The sequence below is a fragment of the Paenibacillus qinlingensis genome (assembly GCF_031455095.1).
In the GTDB taxonomy this organism is placed as follows: domain Bacteria; phylum Bacillota; class Bacilli; order Paenibacillales; family NBRC-103111; genus Paenibacillus_E; species Paenibacillus_E qinlingensis_A.
This window is the reverse complement of the sequence record NZ_JAVDSB010000003.1, coordinates 354177-371652: the sequence shown is the minus strand read 5'-3', so window position 1 is coordinate 371652 and position 17476 is coordinate 354177. Positions and strand designations below refer to the sequence as shown.

18 protein-coding genes and 1 other RNA gene are annotated in these 17476 nt (G+C 44.5%); 1 reads left to right on the top strand and 18 read right to left on the bottom strand.

Annotated elements, in window-relative coordinates; genetic code table 11:
• Positions 1-144 precede the first annotated feature (144 nt).
• The 6 genes from J2736_RS12460 to J2736_RS12435 form a co-directional block, all read right to left on the bottom strand.
• Positions 145-855, bottom strand: a complete 711-nt coding sequence (locus J2736_RS12460; protein WP_310226956.1) for a lytic transglycosylase domain-containing protein — start codon at positions 853-855, stop codon at positions 145-147.
• Positions 856-976: 121 nt separating this feature from the next.
• On the bottom strand, positions 977-2269 hold the full coding sequence (locus J2736_RS12455) for a hemolysin family protein (protein ID WP_310499111.1): 1293 nt from the start codon (positions 2267-2269) through the stop codon (positions 977-979).
• Positions 2270-2609: 340 nt separating this feature from the next.
• Positions 2610-3011 (bottom strand): hypothetical protein, encoded by a 402-nt coding sequence (locus J2736_RS12450; RefSeq protein ID WP_310226954.1) that lies wholly within the window; start codon positions 3009-3011, stop codon positions 2610-2612.
• Positions 3012-3033: 22 nt separating this feature from the next.
• A complete protein-coding gene (locus J2736_RS12445; RefSeq protein WP_397340570.1) occupies positions 3034-3255 on the bottom strand; it encodes a DUF1540 domain-containing protein in 222 nt (73 codons plus the stop codon).
• Positions 3256-3299: 44 nt separating this feature from the next.
• The gene (locus tag J2736_RS12440) at positions 3300-4394 is read right to left on the bottom strand and encodes a glycoside hydrolase family 15 protein (protein WP_310226952.1); all 1095 of its coding nucleotides are present in this window, start codon (positions 4392-4394) and stop codon (positions 3300-3302) included.
• A 74-nt stretch (positions 4395-4468) separates the two neighbouring features.
• The gene (locus J2736_RS12435; protein WP_028558040.1) at positions 4469-4969 is read right to left on the bottom strand and encodes a YpuI family protein; all 501 of its coding nucleotides are present in this window, start codon (positions 4967-4969) and stop codon (positions 4469-4471) included.
• A 179-nt stretch (positions 4970-5148) separates the two neighbouring features.
• Here J2736_RS12435 and J2736_RS12430 point away from each other — a divergent pair, with 179 nt between their 5' ends.
• Positions 5149-7068 (top strand): S8 family peptidase, encoded by a 1920-nt coding sequence (locus J2736_RS12430; protein WP_310226949.1) that lies wholly within the window; start codon positions 5149-5151, stop codon positions 7066-7068.
• Positions 7069-7176: 108 nt separating this feature from the next.
• Here the strand turns inward: J2736_RS12430 and rnpB are convergent.
• The 12 genes from rnpB to cdd form a co-directional block, all read right to left on the bottom strand.
• Positions 7177-7591, bottom strand: an RNA gene (rnpB, locus tag J2736_RS12425) — RNase P RNA component class A.
• An 88-nt stretch (positions 7592-7679) separates the two neighbouring features.
• Positions 7680-8789, bottom strand: coding sequence for a Nif3-like dinuclear metal center hexameric protein (locus J2736_RS12420; RefSeq protein ID WP_310226947.1), 1110 nt, complete (start codon positions 8787-8789; stop codon positions 7680-7682).
• Positions 8765-9529, bottom strand: coding sequence for a tRNA (adenine(22)-N(1))-methyltransferase (locus J2736_RS12415; RefSeq protein WP_310226945.1), 765 nt, complete (start codon positions 9527-9529; stop codon positions 8765-8767). The genes J2736_RS12420 and J2736_RS12415 overlap by 25 nt, the downstream gene beginning before the upstream one ends.
• A gap of 3 nt (positions 9530-9532) precedes the next feature.
• Positions 9533-10273 (bottom strand): hypothetical protein, encoded by a 741-nt coding sequence (locus tag J2736_RS12410; RefSeq protein WP_310226943.1) that lies wholly within the window; start codon positions 10271-10273, stop codon positions 9533-9535.
• A gap of 209 nt (positions 10274-10482) precedes the next feature.
• Entirely contained in the window at positions 10483-11598 is a 1116-nt protein-coding gene (gene rpoD / locus J2736_RS12405) for an RNA polymerase sigma factor RpoD (protein ID WP_028558036.1), read from the bottom strand.
• A gap of 37 nt (positions 11599-11635) precedes the next feature.
• Entirely contained in the window at positions 11636-13483 is a 1848-nt protein-coding gene (dnaG, locus tag J2736_RS12400; RefSeq protein ID WP_310226939.1) for a DNA primase, read from the bottom strand.
• A gap of 48 nt (positions 13484-13531) precedes the next feature.
• Complete coding sequence (locus J2736_RS12395) at positions 13532-13996, bottom strand: YaiI/YqxD family protein (protein WP_310226938.1); 465 nt, start codon at positions 13994-13996, stop codon at positions 13532-13534.
• A gap of 89 nt (positions 13997-14085) precedes the next feature.
• A complete protein-coding gene (locus J2736_RS12390) occupies positions 14086-14901 on the bottom strand; it encodes a pyruvate, water dikinase regulatory protein (protein WP_310226936.1) in 816 nt (271 codons plus the stop codon).
• Between the two features lie 177 nt (positions 14902-15078).
• Positions 15079-15828 carry a DNA repair protein RecO gene (recO, locus tag J2736_RS12385; protein ID WP_310226934.1) on the bottom strand — a complete coding sequence of 250 codons (750 nt, stop codon included), beginning with the start codon at positions 15826-15828 and terminating at the stop codon, positions 15079-15081.
• A gap of 46 nt (positions 15829-15874) precedes the next feature.
• Positions 15875-16027 carry a YqzL family protein gene (locus J2736_RS12380; protein WP_310226932.1) on the bottom strand — a complete coding sequence of 51 codons (153 nt, stop codon included), beginning with the start codon at positions 16025-16027 and terminating at the stop codon, positions 15875-15877.
• Positions 16028-16122: 95 nt separating this feature from the next.
• Positions 16123-17022 carry a GTPase Era gene (gene era, locus J2736_RS12375; RefSeq protein ID WP_310226931.1) on the bottom strand — a complete coding sequence of 300 codons (900 nt, stop codon included), beginning with the start codon at positions 17020-17022 and terminating at the stop codon, positions 16123-16125.
• A gap of 6 nt (positions 17023-17028) precedes the next feature.
• Positions 17029-17442, bottom strand: coding sequence for a cytidine deaminase (gene cdd, locus J2736_RS12370; RefSeq protein WP_310226929.1), 414 nt, complete (start codon positions 17440-17442; stop codon positions 17029-17031).
• Positions 17443-17476 lie beyond the last annotated feature (34 nt).

Genomic DNA, 17476 nt, shown 5'->3' with positions numbered 1-17476 from the left:
ACCTATAAACTACTTCATCTATACAAGCTAAGATGCCTTTCACTATTAAAGCCTATAACCACTAAGAACTCAAGTAAGTCAGCTAAAATGCGAAAAGCCGATCTCCGCATCATTCATGCGAAGATCAGCCCCTTGTTTCACCAATTACAGAGCAAAATTGTTACGATGACCGAGCACTTTCGAGACGTATGCTTGCGTCTCTTTTGGCAAGAACTGAAGTTTACTCGCCAGATCCTGATCCGTCTTAATCCCCAAACGATCAATACGACCTGGACCTGCATTATAAGCGGCAAGTGCAACGCCTTCATTGCCATTATATTTCTTAAGCAAGCTGCCTAGGAATTGCGTTCCGGCTTCAACGTTCTGTTTTGGATCAAACGGATTCGTTACCCCATAACCACTGCTTGTTCCATCCATAAGCTGCATTAATCCCTTCGCACCTGCTGATGAAACCGCTGTATGATTGAAAGATGACTCTTGTTGAATAACAGCTTTAACCAAAGAAGAATCAACGCCAAATTTCTGACTAGCTTGTACAATTAGTCCTTCAAATTGATCAACAGAAGTTGTTTGTAATGTAGATTGTAATGGTGTAAAGGATTTATTCAAAGCGCCTAGTGCGCTTGGCAGTTTACTTAACGATGGATTCAGTTCAGTTGCATCTAGAACATCAGTTCCAGTACCAATACCTTGTCCCATCAATGTATTCAATAATTCACTAAAGTCACTAGTACCATCAGAATTCGCTGATGATGTGTCATCTGAGAAAAGACTTATTTTACTCATGGTCTGAAGCTGCAGCAGCTCCTTCAACACTCTAGGATCAATGGCTTGCGTATTCGTGATGCTGTTCATCGCTCAGACCTCGCTTTTACTTTTTCATTGTTCTCATTGTACACGTTTTGAGCCCTGACGACTAGTCTTTTCTTCCAAAGGCAGGAAAAAAGGGCAGTCACTCGACCGCCCCTCTAGCCTTTCAAGAAATATTTTGTTGAAGCATTTCATTATCATTTATTGCTCTTCTCACGGTAACACGCGATATGCGCAAGTGATCGGTTTCTTCCACGATAAACATAAATTCATCATTGTAGCTCACCTGCTGATTACGACTAGGGGGAATTTCGGTTTGAGAATAAATCCACCCTCCGATTGTATCATAATCATCCGACTCAATTTCAAGTCCGAAGTATTCATTCACTTCGTCAATTAACAAGAGTCCATCAATGGAGAAGGTATGGTCATCTTTCATTTCAATTGTTGGGCGCTCCTCGTCAAACTCATCTTGGATTTCCCCAACAATCTCTTCCATAATGTCTTCTAACGTTACTAAGCCTGACGTACCGCCATATTCATCAATAAGTAAAGCCATTTGACTTTTGCGCTTTTGCATCATTTTGAGCAAATCACTGATATGAATGGAATCTGGTACGGTCGTAATCGGCCGAATAATTTTCTTAATGCCCTTGAGGTTGGCATCTGGCTTCAGCAAATCCTTAATGTGAACGAAACCGATAATATTATCCTTATCTGGATCACACACAGGATATCGCGTCCGCATCTCTTTGATGGCGATAGCTAAGTTCTCTGCATAAGAAAGTCCTGCATATAAGCATTCCATTTCTGTGCGGGGAATCATAATTTCTCGAGCCGTCGTCTCTGCGAATCCGAATATATTATCAACAAGCGTGAGCTCTGTGTTATCAATTAGTCCGTTTTTGTGACTCTCCTGCATAAGGACTCGAATTTCATCCTCCGTATGTGCAGATTCATGCTCCGTTGTAGGTTCAATCCCTGCTCGGCGAAGCATCCAGTTGGAAATGCCATTCAGCGTCCAAATAAACGGGTACATCATTTTGTAGAATAATACCATGGGTCCTGCAGAAAGCAAGGTAACTTGCTCTGCTTTACGAATCGCATACGTTTTAGGAAACTGTTCACCTAACGTAATGTGAAGTGTCGTCATTAATGAAAATGCAATAATAAAAGTAATGGTGTGAAACACAGAATCAGGCAATCCCAATGGGGCAAATAATGGCTCCAAAATCTTGGCGAACGTCGGTTCACCTACGTAACCGAGTCCTAATGAAGTAAGTGTGATTCCTAACTGACAAGCACCTAAGTAAGCATCTAGATTATTCATAATGCCTTGCGCAAACTTCGCATTTCGCCGGCCTTCACCGACAAGCGATTCAATCCGACTTCCACGCACTTTCACCATTGCAAATTCAGCAGCAACAAAAAAACCGTTTAACAACACTAGTCCAAACATTAACAGAAAACTGATTAACGTTTCGGGCAAAGGATCTTCCAATACCTTACCTATCCCCTAACAAGTGCCAATTGCTGCACCTAGGAGAGTAGGTACACCTCCCTTAATTTTCGATTTTAATAAGATTAAATATCACTACTCATTATATAATAATACTGTAATCATTCAAAGGTGCGAATATGACACTTGAAGCCAAATAGTACGAGCAAATGGGCGTAAACACATTAAAATGAGCCCTTATTGCGCTATTACACATGAATAATGGTCTTCTTGAGCTATTTTTCAGCTTTTTTTCATAAAAAAATAAAAGCAAGCTGATTACTCAGCTTGCTTCGTGAACTTATGAATAATAGGGAATCAATAAAAAATAAGCGGCTACGGCAATAATACCAAGTGCAACGGACCAAGAGCCCATGCTCTTATTTCCCATTACAAAAGCGATCACACCGAGAATAATACCCGAAATCCCAAGTAAAACCGGCCATACAAATAACGAGGCCAGAGCAACAAACAGGGCAACATATCCCACCGCTTTGTTGCGTGTTACAGCTTCTACAAGCTCAGCGACTTCCTCATCAGAAACGGTCGAGGCAGGTTCATTCCGCCTGCTTCCTCTGTTATGAGGTACAGCAATCTCAGCTGCATATTCTTCTTGGGCATGGAGTCCGCTCTCGATATGAAGCTGACTCTTCTGGAATCGCTCCTTGGTGGCATTGTCTAAAGAACTGTCCTCTTTATTCATGCTACCTCCGCGTTACACATACCTAATGTTTGGTCGCAGGCTTAAACGTGTGGCAACACGTATTAGCCGCTTTTGTCGCAGAATCATGATGCGTAGTATCAAACGATTCCTCTGAAGCAAATTCGACATTGTAATCCGCATTCGCGTGCTGATCAATTTCAATCATGATCGTGTCCGCATGACAGTTGTTACCTTGTGTCCAATATTCACAATTGGCTACTGCACACTTGACTGCTGGCATCATTATCACCCCCTTAACAATTTGCCCGCTGCAGGAGTGATCTATGCTCAGCTAAGCCTGTCAGATAAGACCAAGAACATGGCATGTGACCAGAGCAAGGGGTGTGCTGGTTGACCATGTCTGGCGATCCATTCCGCATAAACGTCAGGCTCTCGGAGATGATCGTCTACTTGCTCAGGGAAGCGTCCAAGGTCATCAGCCTTGCTTGCAATCCATGCCAACGAACGCTCTGCTTCTGCTTGATTCCCAAGCTCAGCCTGCATCCATCCATACCAGGCAGTCAGTAGTAACCACTCACCTCCTCCGTAGTATGTATCCTCCATATAGCGTTGAATTCCGCCATGCTTGAGCTCCTCTTCTATTGTTTGAACCGTTCTTAGCATGCGAGGGTCATTGGGTTCACAAACCCCAAATGGTAACGCTAGCCACATTAGACTTGCATCAACCCCATAATGAGCAGGTTGCCAGACTTCGTTAATGCAATGAATAGACTTTACGAAGCGCCCTTCATGGACGGCATGGGTATGTATAAAATGTTGGATGAGCTCCGCTCGCTCTATTAAGTCTGGACGTGCTTCCAGCTCACCTAGCGCCTTCAGACCGCCATATAAGCAAGCCAACGTTGCTGGATGGACATAATCGGGATATTCCTCCCAACAATCGAAATTCGGATAATGCCAGAACGCCATAATATAGTCTACCGTCAGTTCTATACTCTCTCTGAACTCTTCTAGAAGCGAGGAATCCCCCGTTATGCGAATATGTTCGGCAAGTCCCCAGATCCAAGTGCCATATCCATCCAGTTGAAAATGACCCCACTCCGAATGATCATCTCTACCATCCAACTGATATCTCGTCCCTAGAAACTCAGATCGGTCAATCCATTCTCTATTCTCATGCTTGCGTAGGAGCTCTGATACCCGCGGACGCTTATCCTTCAGAACACGATATACCCAGCGATAGAATTGCTCCGCGCTTTTCGTTTCTCCCACACGATCCATTGCATTGGCAATAAACGTACCATCTCGGAGCCAACTATAGGAATAGGGAGGAAAAAGAGGAGAAGCCACATAGCCTCCGCTAGGATGTTGATTCAATTTAATGATTTCTTTGCTAACGTTGACTAATTGTTCTAGCTCCATATAAGTTTTCCCCCTCTATATGAAAAGGGATGCGGTGATCGCATCCCTTTGTAGGTTTCATTGTTAAGTTGGTGTTACACTTTTTCGCCTTGCATACGGCGCTGTGTGATGTAATCTGTTTCATAGTATGCCAGGTCTTCCCTAAGCTCTTCAAATACCTTAGACAATTCGATAGTTAAGTCACGTACTTCGCGTGAAGGTTTTTTGCGGAAACGAATCGCATCTTGTCCAGTGTAAGCATAGCGACCGTCTTCAGAATAGCACTCATTCTTAGGATAGAAGAAGGTATTAACACATGTATGATATACCTCATAGAGCACTTTTTCGGAAAAATCAACATTAAAAGTAGGACGTCTCAAGCTAACGCCCAATTTCTCATAAGCCACTTCACAAAATACGAGAAGATGACGAGTGTCCTGTAAATACCCGCGGTAAAACTCGTCCATTGCTGGATCATTTTCCACATTTAACAGTGAGAGCGAATGTTGATTAAGAAACAGTTCCATTTTGGCCGTCGTTTCTTTGAGCTTAGTACGCGTGGAATCACAAACATTTTTCACATTAAAAACAGCCATGTAAGAAGACCTCCTATAATTGCGCTACTTCTATCCTACCATAAATTATCGCGAAGTGGTATATGTAAAACACCTGTTGCCATGTATAAAAGATTACCGCTCGCCTAACCCTACTTGTAGTTGATTTGTTTTTCATTTACGAGTTGGCCTTTTTCTACAAACAAAAGGAGGGCTTGATTATGTGGCGTTATCTCTCCACCGTTGCGGTTGTACTTGGATTAGGGGTGCTTCTGTACCCTGCACAGCCTCCACAACGCACTAAACCAGGACCTGAGGTTTATAGTGCCAAGTATGAAACATCGTCTAAGCTTGCACTGCTAGAACAGGATGTGAAACTCACAGACGAACTATGCAGAAGTCAATGTGCCATCGATTATACGACGATGCTTGGTCAGATCGATAGTGGTGAGCCTGTAACCAATGTGCTGAAAAACATGCGGAATCACCATGAGAAAATGGAGGTAATCGTATGGTCCAAACGTGGCCAAACATGGGAACAAGGCATCAAGTCAGGTGAACTGCCTGCCGAGCACAAAGACCAAGCGGCAACCTATTTGAAAGAAGCTAAATCTGCCGTAGATGGCGGCAAGCATTACCAGTCGCCTAAATTTGGAGCTGGACAGCAAGTATATTTCGTTCAAGGAACACCATCAACAAATGGCCAAGATTCGCTAATTGGGGTCATTCATCAAGACGTGCTTGCGCATGTGACCGATCATCAAATGAAAAATTTAAGACTTGAGCCATATCCCAATGAGAATCGCTGGAAAACAAAAGCTGTCGAGACCAATACGTTAAAAGAAAAAGTCGTCGATCATCCCGAAGATAACCAAGGAACTAGTCATTATCAACAAAATGAAGTGGTGGTACGCTTCAAATCGGATCCATCCGAAGCTCAACTGAAACAAATTAAGAATGAAATTAATGCCATCTCCGCGCAAAAGCTCGGGTATACGTATGTATTCCGGACAAATAGTATGGATGCCAAGTCTTTGATTACCTATTTTAGTAAATGGAATGTCGCTTATGTTGAGCCTCATTTTCTCTATATGACCAATAATTACTTTGGGGATCATGATGAGACGGGTTCAAACACTAGTCACAGCGAATCTGATACGAATCAATCACCTGTCTCCTCGAGTTTTATGCCAAATGATAATTTGTATCAACGTTACCAATGGAACCTGCCTTTGATCGAAACCATTCAAGGCTGGCAATTAAACCGCGGCGCAAATGACGTGATTGTAGCCGTTGTGGACACAGGTGTTGATTTGAAGCATCCTGATCTGCAAGGTCAACTTCTTCCTGGTTACAATGTCATAAGCGGAAATGATAATCCGCAGGATGATGTTGGACATGGTACACATGTAACTGGCGTAATCGCCGCCTTAGTGAACAATAATCTTGGTGTTGCTGGAATGACTTGGTTTAATAAAGTTTTGCCTGTAAAAGTGCTTGATCAGACTGGAGCAGGCAGCACGTATTCGGTAGCTCAAGGCATCATTTGGGCTACGGATCACGGGGCTAAAGTTATGAATCTCAGCCTTGGCAATTATGCAGATTCAGGCTTTCTACATGATGCGATACAGTATGCTTATGATCGAGACGTTGCGCTAATTGCGGCAAGCGGGAACGATAATACAGAACAGCCTGGATACCCTGCTGCATATCCTGAAGTATTCGCGGTGGCTGCCAGCGATTCACATAATGAGAAAGCCCCCTTCTCGAATTACGGCGACTATATTGATGTCACTGCGCCTGGGGTTACAATTGCTAGTACGTATCCCAACAACCAATATGCGGCTTTATCCGGCACTTCTATGGCTAGTCCGCATGTGACTGCACTGGCCGCGTTGATTCGTTCCGCTAACCCTAACTTGAAAAATACGGACGTTTACGAAATCATGCGACAGTCAGCAATGGACTTAGGTGATGAAGGGCACGATAAATATTTTGGTTATGGGTTAATTGATGTTGTCAAAGCGATTCAAATGGCGAAGCAGGAGACGGCTCCGATGTCTTACTGGCCACAGGATTTAGCACGACAATTGCATTTGGTTCCAAAGAAGTATGCGGGTAGTTTGGGGCTTGAGAAGTAAAAAATATAAAAACCCTTCAATCCCATATGTGGGAATGGAGGGTTTTTCATTCTACATTACTTAAAATAAAATACCCGCAAAGCCATAGCTGTGCGGGTAACCGACTGTTTGGAAAGTTTGCCGTAAGCCGGGTTCTGTACTTCCAGTGGTCATAACGGGCGTCTGCTCCCCTGCCACTATTGAAGCGACAATCATCTATCTAGGCCGTGCATTGCTACACAGCTCAAGCGACCAACCCGAACGCGTCTCAGGCGAAGACTGCTGCCTCGAAAGCAACTAGCGTTCCATTAGGTCTTGCTCCAAGTGGGGTTTACCAGGATCTATGTCACCATAGAACCTCGTGGTCTCTTACACCACGGTTCCACCCTTGCCTGTGCTATATTTCAAGCCATCGGCGGTCCATTTCTGTGGCCCTATCCTTCAACTCGCGTTGACTGGACGTTATCCAGCACCCTGCCTTATGGAGCCCGGACTTTCCTCTCGCTATGGCTTACCCATAACCAGCGATTGTCTGTCAAACTTTCCATTGCATAGGCTAGTATACTAGGTATGACTTCGAATTACAACACTTGAACATTTCCTTCTTTTTCAGAGGCAGCAGAAACCCTGCTCTACATGAATTGGAATGGTTCGGTATTGATGGCGGATGCGATGACCTGCGTATCCGTCTTAGCCAGCTGCGCAGCGAGGTAATCTGCGACACCTCGCTTCATGATTTTCTCGACGTTGTGCCCAACGTCGAGCAGAGCCAGCCCCGCCGCAAGCGCATCGTGCGCGGTGTGGTAGTCAATGTCGCCGGTGACGAGCACATCGGCGCCAGCAAACATGGCGTGCCGCATGTAGCGGCCGCCTGAGCCCCCCAGCACGGCCACCTTGCGGATGGGCCGTGCTAGATCGCCGACGACGCGGACCGTCGGCACGTCGAACACAACCTTCGCGTGCTCCGTGAGCTCGCGAAGTGTCATCGCCGCGGGCAGCTTGCCCACGCGGCCCAAACCGAACACTCTACCCTTGAGATCCATCGGGTAGAGGTCATAGGCCACCTCCTCGTAGGGGTGGGCCTTCAACATCGCTTGAACCGCTCTGCGCTGAACGCTCGCGGTTACGATTGTTTCCACGCGTACCTCTTGTACGCGTTCTAGCTTACCAACTTCCCCGATAAACGGATTCGCCCCTTCCTGAGGCAGGAACGTCCCCGTCCCGGGGATATTAAAGCTGCAGGAGCTGTATTGGCCAATGCCCCCTGCTCCAGCCTTAAAAAGGGCATCCAGCACAACCTGATGATGAGTCTCAGGCACGAAGACGACAAGCTTCTGCAACTTCTCCGTATGCACATCTTCTAGGTGAGTCAAATCTGTTAACCCAAGCTGCTCCGACAGTAAATCATTAACACCGCCTTCAGCCACATCCAGGTTCGTATGGGCAATATAAACAGCGATATCATTTTTGATTAATTTCTCATATAATCGGCCTGCTGGCGTTTCCGTCTGAAGATGAGCGAGAGGTCTGAAAATAATGGCATGATGCGCAATAATCAGGTCGGCACCCGCTTCAATTGCCTCATCAACCACTGCATCTGTGACATCTAGTGCAACAAGTACTTTGGTAATGTCTTTTTGAAGGGAGCCTAGTTGCAAGCCAATTTTGTCATCTGCCATCGCATAATGCTTTGGAGCCAGCTGTTCGAATAGCTGAATTACCGTTTGACCTTTTGCAAGCAAGCGAGTACCTCCTTTATTTCACGTATTTCTTGGCTGACCTGCTCTGCCTTCGCAATGGAAGCTTCAGCTGTTGATAACTTCAGTTGATCGACGATCATGGCAAGCTTTTTAAGTTCACTTTCCCATTTGATAAACCAAACTTCTGGAGCTTCATTAATCAAATAAGGCCCCATTTGTTGCAAACGCTCACTTGAAACATGAACACCGTCAGGAAGAGAACGCTCTTTATACAGCATGCCTAAAGCGCCTATTTCTTCGCTGCCAGCAAGTGACGCTGTCAAAACTTCATAGATCTTTCCATCTTCTTCAAGAATCGTCTCGGAATCTAGCTTCCAACCGTTATGCAATAGCCAACGACGAACATGTTCCTCACCGACATTCGGTTGCAAAATCAATTGCCCAACACCAACAAGCTTAGATTTGCCTGCTTCCAGGATGCTCGCCATTAAGCTCCCACCCATGCCAGCGATCGTAATGACATTCACTTCGCCAGGTTCAATAACAGCAAGTCCATCGCCAGATCTTACTTGAATGATCTTAGATAGTCCGCTTTCAAGTACTTGTCTCTGTGCAGCCTCGAAGGGACCAGGATTCACTTCCCCTGCCACTGCAGCAACAATAATTCCCTGTTGTGCCAAATAAGTTGGCAATAACGCATGATCAGAACCAATGTCAGCTACCTTGGAACCCACTGGGACTCGATCCGCGATCATTTGAAGTCGTTTCGATAATTTAACCATATGCTACATTACCCACTCTACCCATTTTTTTCGCAGCAGAAATAATGCTGCGCCTACTGAAACTAATTTTGCTGTAAAGGAAATTTGAATGAGGCGTGCGCTCAGTTCATTATCAACAATAAACGTCATGGCTTCTGGTAGAAACCAAGCTAAGCCTCCTACTAGCATGAGCACGCTAGCCGCTTGTTTATTCGTATGATGTGCAAGCCAAGCCATCCATATGAGTACAACACTCAATGGAATCCAACTTAATTCAAGCGAAAACCAAGATGGATGCTCCAGCTTTTGCATTAACAACCAACTGTACGTCCCAACTAACCCGAACCATCCACAAATTTGAAAAATAGCCATGCGAGCAACTAAACCATTTAATAACCAAATACAACTGCAAAAAGCTAAATAACCAATATACGTAATCGAATTTTGAACATCCGACAGATCCATAATATGTAGCCCTAATAATAATATGGCAACAGATGCTACACCACATAAGACATATGAAACAACAGGCGTACGACTAAACTGTCTGTATGCTCCCGCATAACAAATCATGACAAAAAGTGCGGAAATACCAATTTGCATTGGCAATCCAAAAGAGTTAAAATTAAGAGCAGATAAGGAAAGAGCGGCAATAACCGCTAAACCCAACAACCATATTTTCCAATTACTGTTTGTTACTGTTGTTGCCGAAACACCTAGAAGTGAGTTCGGTTTAGGCGTCATATCATCCACATACAAATTCATAAGAAAATCGCAATAATGCTCAGGAAGCAATTTGCTCCGGCGCCAATGATCGATTTCTCTAACAATAATTTTTCTTCTCTCAGCATCCATCTATTTGCTCACCATCCTAGCTTCTTTATCGGTGATTCAATGCTCAGATTTTAGTCAATTCTGTGGAAAATCACAAAAAAAGACCCCGCCGAATTTGGCAGGGCCCACTCCTAGCGATTTTATTCCAAAAAGTCCTTCAAACGTTTACTACGGCTTGGATGTCTTAACTTCCGCAATGCTTTTGCTTCAATCTGACGAATCCGTTCCCTTGTAACTCCGAATACTTTTCCTACTTCTTCTAATGTTCTTGTACGTCCATCATCAAGCCCGAAACGCAACCGAAGCACATTCTCTTCTCTCTCAGTTAACGTATCCAGAACATCTTCAAGCTGTTCCTTCAGAAGCTCGTACGCAGCTGCATCAGCTGGCGCTAGTGCCTCTTGATCCTCGATAAAATCCCCTAAATGCGAATCATCTTCTTCACCAATCGGCGTTTCTAAGGAAACAGGCTCTTGCGCAATTTTCATGATTTCACGAACTTTATCCGTGCTTAAATCCATCTCTTTCGCAATTTCTTCTGGCGTAGGTTCGCGCCCCAATTCTTGCAGCAATTGACGAGAAACACGAATTAATTTATTAATTGTTTCGACCATATGTACCGGAATCCGAATCGTTCTCGCTTGATCTGCAATCGCGCGAGTAATCGCTTGACGAATCCACCAAGTCGCATAGGTACTGAATTTGTAACCCTTCGTATGGTCAAACTTTTCAACAGCCTTAATAAGACCCATATTACCTTCTTGAATCAAATCCAGGAAAAGCATGCCGCGACCTACATAGCGTTTGGCAATACTAACAACGAGTCGAAGGTTTGCTTCAGCAAGACGACGCTTCGCTTCTTCATCCCCATTTTCAATACGTTTGGCAAGTCCCACTTCGTCTTCCGCGGAAAGAAGCGGCACACGACCAATTTCTTTCAAATACATCCGAACTGGATCATTAATTTTAATCCCCGGCGGCAAAGCCAGGTCATCATCGAAGTTAAATTCATCGCGCTCGTTTTCTTCAGGATTCATCGAATCTTCATCCGACTCGTTCCCCACGTCAATACCTTGCTCGGAAAGTTGTTCAAAGAACTCATCGATTTGTTCAGGATCCTGATCGAAGGGAGCTAATTTCTCCATGATATCCTTGTAAGTTAGTGAGGACCGTTTTTTCCCCTGCTCTATAAGTTGGTCTTTCACCTGGTCCAGGGTCAATTCTGTCTCTAATTCTGTACGCTGATCATTCGCCATGGTACGGACTCCCTCCTCCCTAGTCATGCCAGTTTAGCTAAGATGACTTCAACCGTTTTTCTAGGGCAATAATTTCAATTGCAATTTGCGCAGCTTTAAGATGGTCTCCCTCGCGTACTGCGCGAGCTTGTTCTTCTTTCTTACGTTCAACTTCTTCTTGCATTGGAACTTTGCGAATTTGGCGAATATAGTCGTCAATCACTTGTTCGTTCATTCCATGGCCTGCTCCCATCATTACGATGGAGCTTGCCAAGCTCTCCAGCTGTTCGTCTTGCAGCATGGCAATGTATCGGCTTGCATCGGGCTCTAAATACTGAGCGTAGTAAGCATATAAATAAGCAGCTAAGACTGCGTGAGCTTCAACATTAAACTGGTCGCCTAATTGCGCTTCAACATGCGCACACACATCACGATCATGCATCATTACGGCCAAAATCAAGCGTTCTGCATTATGATAGGCAGGCAGTAAGGTAGGCGATTTTTTCCTTGTTCGTTCCGCTGGTCTCCCATTATTCATAACATTATTCCACAGAATTGGTTTATTATCCCCATCTGGTCGGTTTTTTTCCGATTGCAATAAGATTTCATGGAGATCTAACTTCATGGCTTCATAGGATGAATCGGGAAACTCTGAAGCTAACTGTTTGAGATAATGTTCGCGTTCCATCGGAGATTGCAACTGACTAATTAACTTTACAGCGGATTGCAGATAACGTAATCGGTCACCGTCCTCGTGCAATTTAAAATTTTTGCGAATATATAAGAGCTTATATTTCATCGATGGCACGGAAGCTCCAATAATCTCCCGAGCGAATCGGTCAACCCCATATTGACGAACGTAATCGTCTGGATCTTTGCCATCTGGCAGCATCGCAACCGTAACCCTGCTTCCCGCTTCTTCCAACAAAGGGATGCTCTTATAAGCAGCGGATTGTCCAGCATTATCTCCATCATAGCAAATGACGATTTCATCCGCGTTGCGGTTCAATAAGGCAGCATGCTCTTTCGTTAATGCTGTTCCCATCGTCGCAACACCATTCGTGATGCCCGCTTCCCAAGCTTTGATCAAATCCACATACCCTTCAAAGATAACGGCTTGCTGAAGCTTTCTCATATTCGGCCTTGAGAGGTGCAGATTATACAAAGTTCTGCTTTTATTAAAAAGCACAGATTCGGGACTATTTAAATATTTGGGCTGTGCATCGCCCATCGCTCTTCCGGCAAATGCAATGACTTTGCCTGTAGAGTCGCAAATAGGGAACATGATCCTTTCGCGGAATTTGTCCACGTAGCCATGACCTTCATGTTTGGCAGAAATCAATCCGCCTTTTTCCATAAGGGCTAAATCAAACCCTCGTTTCTGTAGCTGCTGCACGAGCGTGTCCCACATGACAGGTGCATAACCAATTTGGAACGTGTCAATCAGCTTATCAGAGATGCCTCTTGAGGTTAGATATCCTTTAGCTGCTTTGCCCTGTTCGGTATTACCTACAACATAATGGTAGAACTTCGCGGCAAACTCATAAGCTTTAATTAAGGTCGCTTTTTCTTGCTGCTGTTCATTCTGCTCCTCTGATACTTCTTCCCAAGTAATAGGGATATCCGCATCTTCTGCAAGCTTCGTGATAGCTTCGGCAAAACTCAGGCCCTCTATTTCCATGATGAATCGAATTAAGTTCCCGCCTGCTTGACACCCAAAGCAACGATAAATTTGTTTCTCTGGCGTGACAGTGAACGAAGGACTTTTCTCGGAGTGGAAAGGACAAAGCCCCTTCATATAATGCCCTTGTTTGCTCAAATGTACGTGCCTGCCGATGACATCTACGATATCATGGCGCTTCAGTACAGCCTCAATAACCTCTTCAGGTATGCGTCCGTACTTCATTTTTATCCACCTACAATTCAGGTCGCTTTTCCGACTAATTACTATTCGCTACTTATTTTCGATTTCCTGCAATTTTTCTAAAAGATTTGTCAAACCATGTAGAAAATTTTTACGATCCATCTCTGTAAAAGGTTTTGGCCCTTTCGTATGCTTGCCATTTCTTCGCATTTTGGCGGAAGCATGACGGCGTTCCAACAGATAATCGATCGAACTATCGGTGTATTCCTGCCCCCGATTCGTCAAACAAATCGAACCCTTCGCGAGACCTAATGCCGCGAGTCCGAAGTCTTGTGTTACCAAAATATCACCTGACCGAATCTGATTGGCAATATATAAATCGACAGATTGATCGGACCGATCTACTTGAACTACCTTTACACCGGGGTTTTGCTTCATCTTATGATCGAAAGAAGCAACGAGTATAACTTGTACACCAAACTGTCTACCCGCCTGCTCGATTTCCGACTTTACTGGACAAGCATCGGCATCAACAATAATATTTCTTGCATGCAAGTGTCAGCCCCTGCCTTTATTAAGAAATCTCACCGTACTATTATATACGATGGACTTACAAAAAATCCTGCAAGCCAGAACATAAAAGCTTATGATCGATGTTCGATGTGATCCATGATTAGACTGGCTGTTTCTTCAACAGCACGGTTGGATACATCAAAGATCACACAACCGATTTTACTCATAATTTTATCAGCAAAATCCAGTTCTATTTTAATACGTTCTACATTCGCATAGGTTGCATTTTCTGCAAGACCAAGTGTTCGAAGGCGTTCTTGACGAATGACATTTAATTTATTAGGGTCAATGCGCAAGCCAATAATCTTTTCTTTGGGCACGGTATATATAGCTGCTGGAGGTTGCATTTCCGGGACCAAAGGTACGTTGGCCACTTTCAATCTTTTATGTGCCAAATACATGGACAACGGTGTTTTGGATGTACGGGATACGCCAAGAAGAATGATATCCGCTTTTTGAATGCCGCTAAAATCGCGCCCATCATCGTATTTGACCGCAAACTCGACGGCCTCGACTTTCTTAAAATAATCCTCATCCAAAGGATGAATCATACCTGGTTGTCTGCGCGGCTCTTGGCGAAGTGCGTTTCCGAGTGTTGTAACTACAGGGCCTAGCAAATCAATAAAAGGAATATCGTACTGCTTCGCTTTGGCAATCAAATCATCCCGGAGCTCTGGAATGACCAGGGTAAATACAACAATCCCGCCATGCGTTCTAATCCCATTGATGACTTTATCTATCCCTTCAAAATCATGAATAAACGGGGCTCTCACTATTTCCACAGGCACAGGATGAAATTGCATGGCAGCTGCCCGGACGACAGATTCTCCTGTTTCACCAACAGAATCCGAAACGACATAAACACGAGTAGGTTGTGAATGTTCCATATTCCTAACCCCTTTCAGCAGGGACAAGACCCTACACTAGCATTTGTATGTAAAGAACAACAGATCAGAACGACAGCATGAGAAAAACCTCACCGATATGCGGTCAGCACAAGGGCGAGGTGTTTTCCACCACATCATATCAAAGGAGGAATTGCATGTCAAATGAACCAGTACCTCTTAAATATTGTATTTCTCCATCTGCTCAATAAATCCTCTTGATTTCCATTGTACGCCAATATGTACATCCATGTAAGCACGCATACACTGCTTAAGTTGCTCTTTCGTCTCTTCCTTAACTTGAACCGCGCCTAACCTTCTCATATCCATCCTCGGAAAAAGTCTTAGCAGCTTGTGAGTCCCCTCACCAATCGCAATCGCCGAGACATCCTTGAAGCGGCAACGCCGGCATATGGTGCCGCCGAGATTCGGACTGAATGCGGTGATACCATCCGTTTCACCGCAAGCCACACAAGCATCCGTTACAGGAAGGTATCCTGCTAAATCGAACATCTTCATTTCGTAGAGATGCGTGACGATCTGCATGTCTTTATTGTCCTCAATCGCCATTAATCCTGCTTTCAGCTGCTCAAAGAGGTAATTATTACCTTCTTCATCACCCAGCATGCGATCCGTCATTTCAGCCAGATAAGAGGCATACGCCGACTTGTGTAAGTCTTCACGCAAAGCATGATGGGCTTCAATAATCTCAGCGCCGTTGAGAGATCCCATCTGACCCCGTTGTTTAAAAAAAACAAAATCGCCGTACGTAAACAGCTGCGTAACGGCGCCATGTTTGCTCTTCAGTTTCTTCGCACCACGAGCCATTACGCCAACTTTCCCCAGCTCGGGGGTGAATAAACGAATGATCTTGTTGCCTTCACCGTAGTCCATGCTACGAATGACAATACCTTGAACGCTATGCAGCAAGTAGCTTCCCCCATGAATGCCGCTCTAAGCAATCAAAACCTTGCTGTCACATATTCAGTCCATCGAGCGGCTCTTCGTTACTTAAATCCTCTTCTTCTACTTCTGAATCCATGCCAGGTTCTCCCGTTACTTGTTTGTACAGCAGGTAGGCGTCCACATCACCGGTCTTTGAAAAATACGTCCACGAAAAATCTTTCATGTTCAGCATCCTCCCCATCGAACGTGATGTTCATAGGATGTGCATTGACCGCCTCACTATGCGATGTAAAAACTGGTACTCTCAGGAAATTCTGTTTACTCGTGACGGAAACCAAGATCACGAAGAACTCTGTCTTGATTTCTCCAGTCTTTCTTGACTTTCACCCACAACTCTAAGAACGTTTTGGAACCTAAGAGTGTTTCAATATCACGACGGGCTTGTCTCCCGATTTCCTTCAATAATGCACCTTGCTTCCCGATCACGATGCCTTTTTGTGATTCACGTTCCACGAATATGACAGCTGAGATATGAACGATACCATTCGGCTCAACACGCATATCCTCAATTTGAACAGCAATGGAGTGAGGAATTTCTTCTCGTGTCATATGCAAAATCTTCTCCCGAACGAGCTCCGCGCATACGAATTGCTCTGGATGATCGGTAATTTGATCCGCCGGGTAATATTGCGGTCCTTCTGGCAAATAGCGAATGATTTGCTCCAAAAGTGTCGTCACATTGTTCCCTTTTAACGCGGATACAGGTACGATTTCAGCAAAATTATACAAATCTTTGTAATTCGTAATAATGGCAAGCAGCGCTTCCGGCTGTACCAAATCAATTTTGTTCAACACGAGAATAACCGGTGTTTCAATATGTTTCAACTGCTCGATAATATAACGGTCTCCACCACCAATACCGTCTACTACATCGACCAAGAATAATACCGCGTCGACTTCTCCAAGAGTTCCATGAGCAACTTTACTCATGTAATCACCAAGTTTAGATGTAGGTTTATGGATCCCTGGCGTATCTAGAAATACAATCTGTCCATTCTCTGAGGTATACACGCCATGAATCTTATTTCTAGTCGTTTGAGGCTTATCTGACATAATCGCAATCTTTTGTCCGATAATTTGGTTCATTAGTGTTGATTTCCCGACATTCGGCCGTCCGATAATCGCGACAAACCCTGACTTAAATTCTTTTTTTGCCACTTCTACTTATCCTCCATTTGTGTGCAAATCCTTTGTTGTAAAAGCGCCTGGCAATAAAGCAGCTACCGTCGTTTGAACGAAAGCTCCTTTGACATTACTCAAATAAACAGGCATTTCCGGTTCGCACAGTTCAATTAATACTTGTCGACATACGCCACATGGCGAAATCGGTCCTTCCGTATCTCCAGTTACCGCGATTGCCTGGAAGGATCCTCTTGGATGCCCATCGGCAATAGCGCGGAATAACGCAGTTCGCTCGGCACAGTTCGTCGGTCCATAGGCAGCGTTCTCGACGTTGCAGCCCAGGTGCACGTTTCCATTCGCGTCCAATAACGCGGCACCGACCTGAAAGTTGGAATAAGGCGTATAGGCTCGTTTCATCGCTTCTTTAGCGAAATCAATGAGTTCTTGCGGATTCATAGCCATCCACCCTTTTATAAGAAATAGTAAGTAA

Coding starts and splice junctions, on each gene's coding strand:
- J2736_RS12380 (WP_310226932.1), bottom strand. CDS start 16,027: ATGAAAGATTTTTCGTGGACGTATTTTTCAAAGACCGGTGATGTGGAC.
- J2736_RS12455 (WP_310499111.1), bottom strand. CDS start 2,269: ATGTTTGGACTAGTGTTGTTAAACGGTTTTTTTGTTGCTGCTGAATTT.
- J2736_RS12415 (WP_310226945.1), bottom strand. CDS start 9,529: ATGGTTAAATTATCGAAACGACTTCAAATGATCGCGGATCGAGTCCCA.
- J2736_RS12390 (WP_310226936.1), bottom strand. CDS start 14,901: ATGGAACATTCACAACCTACTCGTGTTTATGTCGTTTCGGATTCTGTT.
- dnaG (WP_310226939.1), bottom strand. CDS start 13,483: ATGAAGTACGGACGCATACCTGAAGAGGTTATTGAGGCTGTACTGAAG.
- J2736_RS12440 (WP_310226952.1), bottom strand. CDS start 4,394: ATGGAGCTAGAACAATTAGTCAACGTTAGCAAAGAAATCATTAAATTG.
- J2736_RS12435 (WP_028558040.1), bottom strand. CDS start 4,969: ATGGCTGTTTTTAATGTGAAAAATGTTTGTGATTCCACGCGTACTAAG.
- rpoD (WP_028558036.1), bottom strand. CDS start 11,598: ATGGCGAATGATCAGCGTACAGAATTAGAGACAGAATTGACCCTGGAC.
- J2736_RS12430 (WP_310226949.1), top strand. CDS start 5,149: ATGTGGCGTTATCTCTCCACCGTTGCGGTTGTACTTGGATTAGGGGTG.
- J2736_RS12445 (WP_397340570.1), bottom strand. CDS start 3,255: ATGATGCCAGCAGTCAAGTGTGCAGTAGCCAATTGTGAATATTGGACA.
- cdd (WP_310226929.1), bottom strand. CDS start 17,442: ATGAATCCGCAAGAACTCATTGATTTCGCTAAAGAAGCGATGAAACGA.
- J2736_RS12450 (WP_310226954.1), bottom strand. CDS start 3,011: ATGAATAAAGAGGACAGTTCTTTAGACAATGCCACCAAGGAGCGATTC.
- J2736_RS12410 (WP_310226943.1), bottom strand. CDS start 10,273: ATGAATTTGTATGTGGATGATATGACGCCTAAACCGAACTCACTTCTA.
- J2736_RS12460 (WP_310226956.1), bottom strand. CDS start 855: ATGAACAGCATCACGAATACGCAAGCCATTGATCCTAGAGTGTTGAAG.